This window comes from Pseudomonas marvdashtae (assembly GCF_014268655.2).
In the GTDB taxonomy this organism is placed as follows: domain Bacteria; phylum Pseudomonadota; class Gammaproteobacteria; order Pseudomonadales; family Pseudomonadaceae; genus Aquipseudomonas; species Aquipseudomonas marvdashtae.
Map to the genome: position 1 here is coordinate 552,788 of NZ_JABWQX020000002.1, position 12,738 is coordinate 565,525.

12 protein-coding genes are annotated in these 12,738 nt (G+C 61.6%); 9 read left to right on the forward strand and 3 right to left on the reverse strand.

Annotation, left to right across the window (positions count from 1 at the left end):
* Nucleotides 1–19: 19 nt before the first annotated feature.
* The 8 genes from HU742_RS22310 (at nucleotide 20) to HU742_RS22345 (ending at nucleotide 7,927) form a co-directional block, all read left to right on the forward strand.
* Nucleotides 20–1,021: a diguanylate cyclase domain-containing protein gene (locus tag HU742_RS22310; RefSeq protein ID WP_186634900.1), complete on the forward strand. Its 1,002-nt coding sequence runs from the start codon at nucleotides 20–22 to the stop codon at nucleotides 1,019–1,021.
* 164 nt (nucleotides 1,022–1,185) lie between these two features.
* Nucleotides 1,186–2,281 (forward strand): peptide chain release factor 2 gene (prfB, locus tag HU742_RS22315; RefSeq protein WP_186611153.1). Its coding sequence is split into 2 segments (ribosomal slippage): nucleotides 1,186–1,257 and nucleotides 1,259–2,281, totalling 1,095 coding nucleotides; the frame shifts between segments, so codons are not numbered across the junction.
* A 108-nt stretch (nucleotides 2,282–2,389) separates the two neighbouring features.
* Nucleotides 2,390–3,892, forward strand: a complete 1,503-nt coding sequence (gene lysS / locus HU742_RS22320) for a lysine--tRNA ligase (protein ID WP_186644148.1) — start codon at nucleotides 2,390–2,392, stop codon at nucleotides 3,890–3,892.
* Between the two features lie 100 nt (nucleotides 3,893–3,992).
* On the forward strand, nucleotides 3,993–4,709 hold the full coding sequence (locus HU742_RS22325; protein WP_186634903.1) for a TetR family transcriptional regulator: 717 nt from the start codon (nucleotides 3,993–3,995) through the stop codon (nucleotides 4,707–4,709).
* Between the two features lie 55 nt (nucleotides 4,710–4,764).
* Nucleotides 4,765–5,319, forward strand: coding sequence for a hypothetical protein (locus tag HU742_RS22330; RefSeq protein ID WP_186634906.1), 555 nt, complete (start codon nucleotides 4,765–4,767; stop codon nucleotides 5,317–5,319).
* A 36-nt stretch (nucleotides 5,320–5,355) separates the two neighbouring features.
* Complete coding sequence (locus HU742_RS22335) at nucleotides 5,356–6,633, forward strand: flavohemoglobin expression-modulating QEGLA motif protein (RefSeq protein ID WP_186634909.1); 1,278 nt, start codon at nucleotides 5,356–5,358, stop codon at nucleotides 6,631–6,633.
* 62 nt (nucleotides 6,634–6,695) lie between these two features.
* Nucleotides 6,696–7,601, forward strand: a complete 906-nt coding sequence (locus HU742_RS22340) for an alpha/beta hydrolase (RefSeq protein WP_186644150.1) — start codon at nucleotides 6,696–6,698, stop codon at nucleotides 7,599–7,601.
* Nucleotides 7,598–7,927, forward strand: coding sequence for a PA3694 family proteiin (locus HU742_RS22345; RefSeq protein WP_186611159.1), 330 nt, complete (start codon nucleotides 7,598–7,600; stop codon nucleotides 7,925–7,927). Before HU742_RS22340 ends, HU742_RS22345 begins: the two co-directional genes overlap by 4 nt.
* Before the next feature lie 78 nt (nucleotides 7,928–8,005).
* On the opposite strand, the gene lptF is transcribed toward HU742_RS22345, so the two are convergent.
* From lptF to HU742_RS22360, 3 genes are all read right to left on the reverse strand, one after another.
* Nucleotides 8,006–8,797, reverse strand: coding sequence for a lipotoxin F family OmpA-related lipoprotein LptF (lptF, locus tag HU742_RS22350; RefSeq protein ID WP_186644152.1), 792 nt, complete (start codon nucleotides 8,795–8,797; stop codon nucleotides 8,006–8,008).
* A gap of 49 nt (nucleotides 8,798–8,846) precedes the next feature.
* Nucleotides 8,847–9,260 (reverse strand): DUF4398 domain-containing protein, encoded by a 414-nt coding sequence (locus tag HU742_RS22355; RefSeq protein WP_014336761.1) that lies wholly within the window; start codon nucleotides 9,258–9,260, stop codon nucleotides 8,847–8,849.
* A 287-nt stretch (nucleotides 9,261–9,547) separates the two neighbouring features.
* The gene (locus HU742_RS22360; RefSeq protein WP_186611161.1) at nucleotides 9,548–9,892 is read right to left on the reverse strand and encodes a pilin assembly protein; all 345 of its coding nucleotides are present in this window, start codon (nucleotides 9,890–9,892) and stop codon (nucleotides 9,548–9,550) included.
* Nucleotides 9,893–10,085: 193 nt separating this feature from the next.
* Here HU742_RS22360 and ppc point away from each other — a divergent pair, with 193 nt between their 5' ends.
* Nucleotides 10,086–12,716 carry a phosphoenolpyruvate carboxylase gene (gene ppc, locus HU742_RS22365; protein WP_186634917.1) on the forward strand — a complete coding sequence of 877 codons (2,631 nt, stop codon included), beginning with the start codon at nucleotides 10,086–10,088 and terminating at the stop codon, nucleotides 12,714–12,716.
* Nucleotides 12,717–12,738: the final 22 nt, after the last annotated feature.

Genomic DNA, 12,738 nt, shown 5'->3' on the forward strand with positions numbered 1-12,738 from the left:
CAGTTTCAGGTGAGCCTCCATGAATGATTTACAGCTCGACGATTTCAAGCGCGACGAGAACGCCGCGATGGTCTTGCTCGTCGACGACCAGGCGATGATCGGCGAGGCGGTGCGGCGCGGGTTGTCGAATGAACAGAACATCGATTTCCACTTCTGCTCCGACCCTCACCAAGCCATCGCCCATGCCGTTCGTATCAAGCCGACGGTGATTCTCCAGGACTTGGTTATGCCAGGCCTCGACGGCTTGAGCCTGGTGCGTGAATACCGCAACCACCCGGCTACCCGTGACATCCCGATCATTGTCCTTTCCACCAAGGAGGATCCGCTGGTCAAGAGCGCGGCGTTTGCCGCCGGGGCCAATGATTACCTGGTCAAATTGCCGGATAACATCGAGCTGGTGGCGCGCATCCGTTATCACTCGCGGTCCTACATGATGCTGCTGCAGCGCGACGCAGCTTATCGCGCCTTGCGGGTCAGCCAGCAGCAGTTGCTCGACACCAACCTGGTGTTGCAACGGCTGATGAATTCCGATGGCCTCACTGGGCTGTCCAACCGTCGGCACTTCGATGAATACCTGGAGCTTGAGTGGAGGAGGGCGCTACGGGACCAGACCCAGCTGTCGCTGTTGATGATCGACGTGGACTACTTCAAGCCCTACAACGACAACTTCGGCCACCTGGAGGGCGATGAAGCCCTGCGCAAGGTCGCCACGGCGATCCGCGATGCCTGTAGCCGCCCTTCGGACCTGCCGGCCCGTTACGGCGGCGAGGAATTCGCCCTGGTTTTGCCGGGCACCGCGCCTGGCGGCGCCCGGTTGATGGCCGAGAAACTGCGCCAGAGCGTGGTCGCCCTGAAAATCCCTCATGCCACGCCTGACGGTGGCGAGAACCTGACCATCAGCATTGGCGTCTCGACCTTCATCCCACAGCAGGGCGGCGATTGCCGGCAACTGATTTCGGCGGCGGACAAGGGGCTGTACCTGGCCAAGCACAATGGGCGTAATCGGGTTGGAGTCGAATAAGCCTCTGCGGGATGGCTTTCGTGGCGAGGGAGCAGCTCCCTCGCCACAGAACCTGTGGCGTATCAGGAATTGGTGTTCCTAAAGCCGCCAGGCGGGCTGCCGCTGGCGCTTGATTACGTTATACTCGCCGGCTTTCAAAAGTTCGCCAACGAGTGCTGCCCGCCATGGAAATCAACCCGATCCTGAACACCATCAAGGACCTGTCCGAGCGCTCCGAAACTATTCGGGGGTATCTTTGACTACGATCAAAAGCATGAGCGCCTGACCGAAGTCAATCGCGAGCTTGAAGATCCGAATGTCTGGAACAACCCTTCCTACGCCCAGGAGCTGGGCCGCGAGCGCTCTGCGCTGGCGCAGATCGTCGAGACCCTGGACGAAATGTCCAGTGGCCTGGCCGATTGCCGCGACCTGCTGGACATGGCCGTCGAAGAGAATGACGAAGGTGCGGTCGGCGATGTCGTCGCCGAACTGACACGTCTCGAAGAGGCCCTGGCCAAGCTGGAATTCCGTCGCATGTTCAGCGGCGAAATGGACATGAACAACGCCTACCTGGACATCCAGGCCGGTTCCGGCGGCACCGAAGCCCAGGACTGGGCCAACATCCTGCTGCGCATGTACCTGCGCTGGGCTGACAAACGCGGTTTCGACGCCACCATCATGGAACTGTCCGCTGGTGAAGTCGCCGGGATCAAGGGCGCCACCGTGCACATCAAGGGCGAATACGCCTTTGGCTGGCTGCGTACAGAGATCGGCGTGCACCGCCTGGTGCGCAAGAGCCCGTTCGACTCCGGCAACCGTCGGCACACCTCGTTCTCGGCGGTATTCGTCTCGCCGGAAATCGATGACAACATCGAAATCGAGATCAACCCTGCCGACCTGCGCATCGACACCTACCGCTCCTCCGGTGCCGGTGGCCAGCACGTCAACACCACCGACTCGGCCGTACGGATTACCCACGTACCGACCAACACCGTGGTCAGTTGCCAGAACGAACGTTCCCAGCATGCGAACAAAGACACCGCGATGAAAATGCTGCGGGCCCGTTTGTACGAGCAGGAAGTGCAGAAGCGCAATGCCGCGTCCCAGGCGCTGGAAGACACCAAGTCGGACATCGGCTGGGGTCACCAGATCCGTTCGTACGTGCTCGACGCCTCGCGGATCAAGGACCTGCGCACCAGCATCGAACGCAGCGACTGTGACAAAGTGCTCGACGGCGACATCGACGAATACCTGATCGCCAGCCTCAAGCAAGGGCTGTAACGCGACACCCACGCGGTGGGCAGGCACGCTTTTTCGGGAGCGCGGCTTGCCCACAAACTCCGGCCCCGGGGCCGGGGGCAACGAACCTGTGATGGAAACCTTAAAGACATGAGCGACCTAGAACTCGACCCGCAAGCCCTGCAACAGGAAGAAAACTCCCTGATCGCCCTGCGCAAGGAAAAGCTTGCTGCCGAGCGCGCCAAGGGCCAGGCCTTCCCTAACGACTTCCGCCGCGATTCGTACTGCGACGCCCTGCAGAAGAAGTATGCGGACAAGACCAAGGAAGAGCTGGCCGAGGCTGCGATTCCGGTCAAGGTTGCCGGTCGCATCATGCTCGACCGTGGTTCGTTCCTGGTGATCCAGGACATGACCGGTCGCATCCAGGTCTACGTCAACCGCAAGACCCTGCCGGAAGAAACCCTGGCCGCCGTCAAGACCTGGGACCTGGGCGACATCATTGCCGCCGAAGGCACCCTGGCCCGTTCCGGCAAGGGCGACCTGTATGTCGAAATGACCAGCGTGCGCCTGCTGACCAAGTCCTTGCGCCCGCTGCCGGACAAGCACCACGGCCTGACCGACACCGAGCAGCGCTATCGCCAGCGCTACGTCGACCTGATCGTCAACGAAGACGTGCGCCACACGTTCCGTGTCCGCTCGCAAGTCATCGCCCACATCCGCAGCTTCCTGATGAAGCGCGACTTCCTCGAAGTCGAGACGCCGATGTTGCAGACCATTCCTGGCGGCGCGGCGGCCAAGCCGTTCGAAACCCACCACAACGCCCTGGACATGGAAATGTTCTTGCGCATTGCGCCGGAGCTGTACCTCAAGCGGCTTGTTGTCGGTGGATTTGAAAAGGTATTCGAGATCAACCGCAACTTCCGGAATGAAGGCGTCTCGACCCGGCACAACCCCGAGTTCACCATGCTCGAGTTCTACCAGGCCTACGCCGACTACGAAGACAACATGGACCTGACCGAAGAGCTGTTCCGCGAGCTGGCGCAGTTGGTATTGGGCACCACCGACGTGCCTTACGGCGACAAGGTGTTCCATTTCGGCGAACCGTTCGTGCGCCTGTCGGTGTTCGACTCGATCCTCAAGTACAACTCGGATATCACCGCGGTCGACTTGCAGGACATCGACAAGGCTCGCGCCATCGCCAAGAAGGCCGGCGCCAAGGTCCTTGGCTTCGAAGGCCTGGGCAAGTTGCAGGTGATGATTTTCGAAGAGCTGGTCGAGCACAAGCTGGAGCAGCCGCACTTCATCACCCAGTACCCGTTCGAAGTGTCGCCGCTGGCCCGTCGCAATGACGAGAACCCAAGCGTGACTGATCGTTTCGAGCTGTTTATCGGTGGCCGTGAAATCGCCAACGCCTACTCCGAGCTCAACGACGCGGAAGACCAGGCCGAGCGCTTCATGGCCCAGGTGGCCGACAAGGACGCGGGCGACGACGAAGCCATGCACTACGACGCCGATTTCGTCCGTGCCCTGGAGTACGGCATGCCGCCGACGGCTGGCGAAGGCATCGGGATCGATCGCCTGGTGATGTTGTTGACCAACTCACCGTCGATCCGCGATGTCATCCTCTTCCCGCACATGCGGCCCCAAGCGTAAGTGTTTCAATTAAAAAGCCGCCTCGATGGGCGGCTTTTTATTGCCTGTCTGGTACAAACGTATCAAATGGTTACTTCTGACTAGCGAGGAAAGACCTGTCGTGAATCGTGCAATGGCTCCAGAAGGTGCAGCGGGCGTCGCCACTGCTGTCGCTGAAAGTGTTCAGTACCAGGGCCGCAAGGCCAGCCGACAGGGCAGTGAACAGCGCCGCCAGGAGATTCTCGACGCGGCCATGCGCATCGTGGTGCGCGATGGCGTGCGGGCAGTGCGACACCGCGCGGTGGCTGCTGAAGCGGGCGTGCCGCTGTCGGCCACCACTTACTATTTCAAGGACATCGACGACCTGCTCACCGATACCTTCGCCCAGTATGTGGAGCGCAGCGCGGCATTCATGGCCAAGCTGTGGACCAACAATGAAGGCCTGTTGCGCGAAATGGTCGCCTATGGCGACGGCAGCGCGGCAGCACGCTCGCAACTGGCGGACGACATCGCGCGGATGACGGCGGAGTACGTGCAGCATCAATTGCAGAGTCGTCGCGATTACCTGATGGCCGAGCAGGCGTTCCGCCAGGAAGCGCTGCTCAACCCACGCCTGGCGGAGTTGGTGCGTTCCCACCAGCAGATTTTGCTGCACGGCACGTGTCAGTTTTTCCAGGTTCTGGGCTCGCGCGAGCCGCAACAGGATGCCAAAGTGTTGACGGCGATTATCGGACGGATGGAATATCAGGGCTTGCTCAATGGCGCCGAGCCGGTAGCCGATGAAGACATGCTCGGCATCCTGACCCGTTACATGCACCTGGTACTGGCGTCGGTGTGACCCCTTTTGGGTCCACCACAGGGGATAAAAGCGACCTGTGCCATAGGGAGTTCAAATGAAAGCCTGGCGTGCCGTTGTACTGGCCGTGTCGTTGTTGTTGCTAAGTGGTTGCCTGGTGTCGTTCAAGGCGCCGCTGCCCGACAGCGAAGCCGCACCCAAGGGCCTGCTCGGCCAGTGGACCAGCACCAACGCCTGGGGTGAACCGTTGAACCTGGAGCTGACGGAAGTCGGCAAGCACCGCTACCAGGCGATCAGCTACTTCAGGGCCAAGCCCCAGGAGCGCGAAGCCATTCCCCTGACCGTCTCCCGTCACGGCAGCCGCTGGTACCTGTCGGCCAAAGTGCCGGCGCGCTATGGTGGGCATTTCCTGATCGCCGGCTTCGAACTGACCGACAAACACGAGCTGGTGGTCTACAACCTGGACCTGGAGCAGATCAACCAGGCGATCGGACAGAAGATTCTCAGTGGTCAGCCAAACCAGAGCGGGGAAGGCGACGGCGTGTTGGTGGACAGTGACATGGACAAGGTTTTCAGCTACCTCGACAACCCGGCCAACTCCGATGTGTTCTCGGAAGCCGTGCGCTACCAACGACTGACCCAACCCCAATAACTGCAACAAGCGGACGTTTTTTCACAGGAGTTCCGGGTGGACGATTACCAGCAGACGATACGCAACTTGTCCGATCGCATTGTGCTGGCGCAAACGCCGATTCGCATTCTCGACGCGGTGAAGTGGGACGAGAACATCCGCAAGGGCTTTCTCAAGGCCAAGGGCAAGGAAATGCCTGCCGTGGACCGCGACTATTACCTCAACCGACCGCTGGCGTTCGATTCGAGCAAGGTGAAGCTGGAATTCCAGAACATCGAGCGCGACATCACCCGCCAACTCGGGCAGTTCAACCCGGTTGGCCAGATCATGCGGCGCATGTGCAAGGAGTACCGCATGGTGGTGCGCATGCTCGAAGCGCGCGGCACCGAGGATTTCGGGCTGATTTCCCAGGAGCTGTACGGCGCCGCCTCCGACGCCTTCCATGCCGGTGACCCGACCCTGGCCGACCTGGGCCTGATGCTCTCTGATTACCTGAATAACATCGACGGCCGTGGCGACCTCAAGGACGAACCCAAGGAGCTCAGTGCCAAGGAAGCCGTCAGCCTGTTGCAACACCGCCTCAACCGGGTGTTTGGCGAAGCCGAGGAAACCATCCGTGTGTTCGAGTCCGACGGCATCGTGGCCGACGCGGCGGCGGGCGCCGACTACATCAAGATTCGCACCGATGCGATGTTCAATGAGCGAGACGTGCGGGCCCTGGAAGTCCATGAGGGATTGGTGCACGTCGGCACCACCCTGAACGGTTTGAACCAGCCGATCTGCACCTTCCTGTCCAAGGGGCCGCCCTCGTCGACGGTGACCCAGGAAGGCCTGGCGATCCTCATGGAAATCATCACGTTCGCCTCTTACCCGAGTCGCCTGCGCAAGCTCACCAACCGCACCCGCGCCATCCACATGGTGGAGGAGGGGGCCGATTTCCTGCAGGTGTTCGAGTTCTTCCGCGAGCAAGGTTTTGAAATGGCCGAAAGCTATGGCAACGCCAGTCGGGTTTTCCGTGGCTCGGTGCCGACCGGTCTGCCATTCACCAAGGACTTGTCCTACCTCAAGGGCTTCATCATGGTTTACAACTATATTCAGCTGGCCGTGCGCAAAGGCAAGCTGGAGCAAGTGCCGCTGCTGTTCTGCGGCAAGACCACCCTGGAGGACATGCGCACGTTGCGGCAACTGGTGGACGAAGGCCTGGTCGTCCCGCCCAAGTATCTGCCCGAACAATTTCGCGACATGAACGCGCTGTCGGCCTGGATGTGCTTCTCCAACTTCTTGAACCATCTGAGCCTGGACCGGATCGAAGCGGATTATTCCAACATCCTTTGAGCATCACGAAGTCCAACCACAGGGGGACTGCGTTCAACTTCTGACTTGCGAGGCTGCACCGGATGCGAACCCTCGGCATCATTTGCCTGTTGTTGGCCCTGAGCGGTTGCAGCTCACTGCTGTTCTACCCGGAGCGCGGCCTGCCTTTCACGCCGGAGCGGGCCAAGCTCCAATACCGCGATGTCACCCTGACCACCGCTGACGGCCTGAAGCTGCGCGGCTGGTGGCTGCCGGCCAAGCCGGGCGTCGAGGTCAAGGGCACGGTGCTGCATCTGCACGGCAATGGCGGCAACCTGGCCTGGCACCTGGGCGGGAGCTGGTGGTTGCCCGAGCAGGGTTATCAAGTCTTGATGGTCGATTATCGTGGCTATGGCGTGTCCGAAGGTGAGCCGAGCCTGCCGGCGATCTATCAGGACATTGACGCGGCGTTCCAATGGCTCGACCAGTCGCCCGACGTCCAGGGCAAGCCGCTGGTGTTGCTCGGCCAGAGCCTGGGCGGCGCGCTGGCGGTGCATTACCTTGTCGAACATCCCCAGCGCCAGCGGCAGCTCAAGGCGCTGGTGCTCGACGGCGTGCCCGCCAGTTATCGCGACGTCGGCCGTTTTGCCTTGGGCACGTCATGGCTGACCTGGGCGTTGCAAATGCCGCTGTCATGGCTGGTGCCGGACGGTGACAGCGCCATCGGCTCGATGGCGCAACTGACCGGCGTGCCGAAACTGATCTACCACAGCCTTGACGATCCCATCGTGCCCCTTTCCAATGGCCTCCGCTTGTACCAAGCTGCGCCGCCGCCTCGAGTCCTGCAATTGACGCGGGGCGGGCATGTACAAACCTTCGCCGACCCGACCTGGCGAACCGTGATGCTGCGCTACCTCGACGATCCCCAGCATTTCGACGGCCTGCGCCGCCTGGGCGAGGTTGCGAATTACCCGAAATCATCCGTTGAATCACCTGAGAATCCGCAATGAGCGAAGAACGTAACGCCATCCCCCTGATCATCACCGGCATCTGCAGCATCCTCGGCACCGTCGCGGTGCTCTGGTACTACGGCTACCTGCATTTCGCCAAGCCCGAGGATGCGTTGCTGCTCGACCAGTTCACCATGCTCAAGACCGTCCCGGGTGAAGATTACAAAGTCGCCCTGGAGCCTGCGCCACAGGTCGCCCAATGTATCGATGGCGTGCTGGTGTTGTTCGACACCGAGCAGAAAGGCCTGACTGGCGTGCTGATCAACCAGAAGAAGCGTGCCGTGCGCTGCATGGGCCAGGAAACGCCGCAAAAACTGCAGCCTTGAGCGATTCAATTGTGTGAGCCAATAAAAAGCCCCGCCTGAGCGAACCCAGGCGGGGCTTTTTGTCATGCGGTCAGCCGATCATTGTGCGCTCATGGATGAACGTGGGGCGACTGGCTGGTTGTCGTTGGAGATGGTCACTTCCACACGACGGTTCATGGCACGGCCCGAGACGCTGGTGTTGTCGGCCACCGGGAATTCCTTGCCGTAACCCTGGGTCACGATGCGGGCTGGGTCGACGCCCATTTTCACCAGGGCGGTACGCACGGAGCTGGCGCGACGCTCGGACAGCGACTGGTTGTACGAGTCGGAGCCGGTGCTGTCGGTATACCCTTCGATGATCACTTTGCGATCCGGGTTTTCCTGGAGGAACTGCGCCAGTTTGCTCACGTTGGTCATGCCGCTGGTACGCAGGTCGGACTTGTTGGTGGCAAACAGCACGTCGCCGAAGGTCACCAGCGTACCGCGCTCGGTCTGCTTGGCGTTGAGGCTGTCCTGCAGCTGCTTGATCTGCGCGTTACGGGCTTCGAGCAGTGCGCGGGCGCGTTCGTCACCGGCGTTTTTCAGCTCGGCTTCGGCGTTGCGCAGGGCGATGGTCTGTTTGGCCACCTCGACACGCTGGTTGGTCAGGTAGGCCAGTTGGTCAACCTTGGCTTCGTCTTCCTTGTCCAGGTAGGCCTTGTCGGCCTTGGCCAGGAAATCGGCCGCGTCCTTGGTTTCCAGGGCGGCGACTTTAGTGGCGGCTGGATCGGCCTGCAGGCCGTTGTAGTTGGTGCGGGCCTGTTCCAGGTTCGCGTTCGGGTCGTGGGAGCAAGCGGCCAGGGCTACGCAGGCAGCGAGCAGGGCGGGCATCATGAAATGTTTGTGCGTCATAGTCTGTCGTCCTTTTATCGTTGAGAAGTACGTCGTGGCGTGAACAGGCTTACTGGACCTTGTTCATGCCTTCCTGACGCAGTTCCTGAACCCCTTTCTGGGAATCCTTGAGTGCTTGTTCGGCTTTGGCGGCCTGGGCCTTGCGCTCGGCGACGCGGGCGTCCCACTCGGCCTGTTCGGCCAGACGCTTGGCCTCTTCGTAATTCTCGTCGTGCATGGCGATCTCGGCCTGCTTGAGCTTGTCCTGGGCCGATTTCATTTCCACTGCAGCGAACTCGGTACCGCCGGCGCTGACGGCGCTGTTGACCGCCGATTGCGTGACTGCGTACTGCTCAGAAGGTGGATTGCCGGCACAACCGGCCAGGATGAAGCTGCTACCGATAGCCAGGGCAGCCAACTTCAGGCCGCGCAGGCCAGTGGATGAGGGTTTGGCAGTGCAGGTATTCATAGGCTTCAACTCCATTGGAAAACTCCTGAAAAAACACTTATCCATGCTGGGACCGAAGCCGTGACGTCTGTTTTGGCGCTGGCGCCAGGGCGCGTTTATTTAAACGGCCGTTCCAGTATGGTTACTCGGTGTGACCCGAGGCGTTTTTCAAAAGTTCAGGCAAGGATGGCCAATCGCCAAAAGAAATGCTGACTGATCGGTCAGCCGCGAAAAAGCTGAACTTTCAAGGCGCGCGGCGGTATTCCCGGCACCTTGAGATCAAGTGCAGTGCCGGGAATCGCGCAATAACGGATGGGGGGAGGTCAGTGCCTGGACTTGTCGTTCTGCGAAGAAAGTTGCTGCAAGTGACGACGGGAAAGCGCGAGAAAACGCGGGGTTGGACCGACATCTTCGTACAGCGGATCGCCTTCCTCGTCGGTGGCGACGACATGCGAACCCTTGATGTAGGGAAAGCTCGCTTCGAGCTCCTCCAGCGCGGCGCCGATCAGCTCGCCGAGCAGCTCCTCGGGCTGGCGCTTGGGGTACATGTCGCAGATTGCCGCCAGTCGCGCGGCCGCCTCCACATCCAAATGAATCGAGTAGCCGGTCTGGGTCAGGTGACCCTTGGCGTTTTCTTCCCAATGCTGGGCGAGTTCACGGATTTTCATGATGGCCTCAGTGGGCCTGCTCGTGGCAGGCGCGATAGTGACAAGCCGTTGTGTGGCTTATTCATGAGACTAGCTTTGTCCGACAAGGTTTAAAGTCCCTTCGTCGCTTGTCATAAACGACCGGCATCGGCACTCTCTTCCCAGGAGCTGTGCTCTACAAAGCTGTCCGGACCTTTTTGCTGGAGAACTGCCGATGACCGATATCGATGCCCGCTTGCGTGAGGATGTCCACCTGCTTGGCGAGCTGCTGGGCAACACCATTCGCGAGCAGTACGGGGACACCTTTCTCGACAAGATCGAGCAGATCCGCAAGGGCGCGAAGGCTGACCGTCGCGGCTCCATGGACGCCGAGCTGAGCGCCAGTCTCAACCAATTGAGCGAGGATGAGCTGCTGCCGGTGGCGCGTGCGTTCAACCAGTTTCTCAACCTGGCCAACATCGCCGAGCAGTACCAACTGATCCATCGGCGCGAAGAATCGAAACCGGCTCCGTTCGAAGCAAGGGTGCTGCCCGAATTACTGGCGCGCCTGCGAGCCGAAGGCCATGGCGCCGAATCCCTGGCCCGGCAGTTGGCGCGGCTGGATATCGAACTGGTGCTCACCGCCCACCCGACGGAAGTGGCCCGACGCACCCTGATCCAGAAATACGACGCCATCGCTGCGCAGCTGGCAGCCCAGGATCACCGCGACCTCACCAGCGCCGAGCGCGCGCAGATCCACGCGCGCTTGCAGCGGTTGATCGCCGAAGCCTGGCACACCGAAGAAATCCGCCGGACCCGGCCCACGCCGGTGGACGAGGCCAAGTGGGGTTTCGCGGTGATCGAGCATTCGCTGTGGCACGCCATCCCCAATTACCTGCGCAAGGCTGACCAGGCCTTGCATGCCGCCACCGGGCTGCGCCTGCCACTGGAAGCCGCACCGATACGCTTTGCTTCGTGGATGGGCGGCGACCGGGATGGCAACCCGAACGTCACCGCGGCGGTCACTCGCGAAGTGCTGTTGCTGGCGCGTTGGATGGCCGCGGACCTGTATCTGCGCGACGTTGATCAACTGGCCGCCGACTTGTCCATGCAGAACGCCAGCGAGGCCTTGCGTGCCCAGGCCGGCGACAGCGCCGAACCCTATCGCGCGGTGCTCAAGCAATTGCGCGAACGCCTGCGGGCGACGCGCAATTGGGCCCAGGCCTCCTTGAAAGCCACGACGCCGGCCAGCGCCGAGGTATTGCAGAACAATCGTGAACTGCTCGATCCGCTCGAGCTGTGCTATCAGTCGTTGCACGACTGCGGCATGGGCGTGATCGCCGACGGACCGCTGCTCGATTGCCTGCGTCGGGCGGTGACCTTCGGGCTGTTCCTGGTGCGTCTCGATGTGCGCCAGGACTCGACGCGCCATACGGCGGCCATGACCGAAATCACCGATTACCTGGGACTGGGGCGCTACGAGGAATGGGACGAGGAGCAGCGCATCGGCTTCCTGCTCGATGAGCTGAATAACCGTCGTCCCTTGCTGCCGCCGCACTTCAAGCCATCGGCCGACACTGCCGAAGTCCTGGCGACGTGTCGTGAAGTCGCGGCGGCGCCAGCGGCGTCCCTGGGTTCCTACGTGATCTCGATGGCCGGCGCGGCTTCCGATGTACTGGCGGTGCAACTGCTACTCAAGGAAGCCGGTGTGCTGAGGCCGATGCGGGTGGTGCCGCTGTTTGAAACCCTCGCCGACCTGGACAATGCCGGGCCAGTGATCGAGCGCCTGTTGTTGCTGCCGGGCTATCGCTCGCGCCTGCAAGGACCGCAGGAAGTCATGATCGGTTACTCCGACTCGGCCAAGGACGCCGGGACCACGGCGGCGGCCTGGGCGCAATATCGGGCCCAGGAGCGGCTGGTGGACATCTGCCGCGAGCAGCAAGTCGAACTGCTGCTGTTCCATGGTCGCGGTGGCACGGTCGGCCGTGGTGGCGGCCCGGCGCATGCGGCGATCCTGTCCCAGCCGCCGGGCTCGGTGGCCGGTCGTTTCCGCACCACTGAACAAGGCGAAATGATTCGTTTCAAATTTGGCCTACCGGACATCGCCGAACAAAACCTCAATCTATACCTCGCCGCGGTGCTCGAAGCGACCCTATTGCCACCGCCGCCGCCCACGCCCGAATGGCGGCACCTGATGGACGAATTGGCCGCTGACGGTGTCAATGCGTACCGCGCCGTGGTGCGTGAGAATCCGCAGTTCGTCGAGTATTTCCGTCAGTCCACGCCGGAGCAGGAGCTCGGCCGCCTGCCGTTGGGTAGCCGTCCGGCCAAGCGTCGCGCCGGCGGTATCGAAAGCCTGCGGGCCATTCCGTGGATCTTCGGCTGGACCCAGACCCGCCTGATGTTGCCGGCCTGGCTCGGCTGGGAAACGGCGCTGGGCAAGGCGCTGGAGCGGGGCGAGGGCCAACTGCTCGCGCAGATGCGCGAGCAATGGCCGTTCTTCCGGACTCGCATCGATATGCTGGAGATGGTGCTGGCCAAGGCCGACGCCGACATCGCGCTTTCCTACGATGAGCGCTTGGTGGAGCCGGCGCTGTTGCCGCTGGGTGAGCATTTACGCGACCTATTGTCGCAGGCCTGTTCGGTGGTCCTCGGCCTGACTGGTCAGTCGCAGCTGCTGGCACATAGCCCAGACACGCTGGAATTCATCCGCCTGCGCAATACCTACCTCGACCCGCTGCACCTGTTGCAGGCCGAGCTGCTAGCCCGTTCGCGGCAACAGGACGTGGCCCAGGGCAGCCCCGTGGAACAGGCATTGCTGGTGTCTGTGGCAGGGATTGCCGCCGGTTTGCGCAACACCGGCTAATCTCCCGGAAGGTCAAAAAACA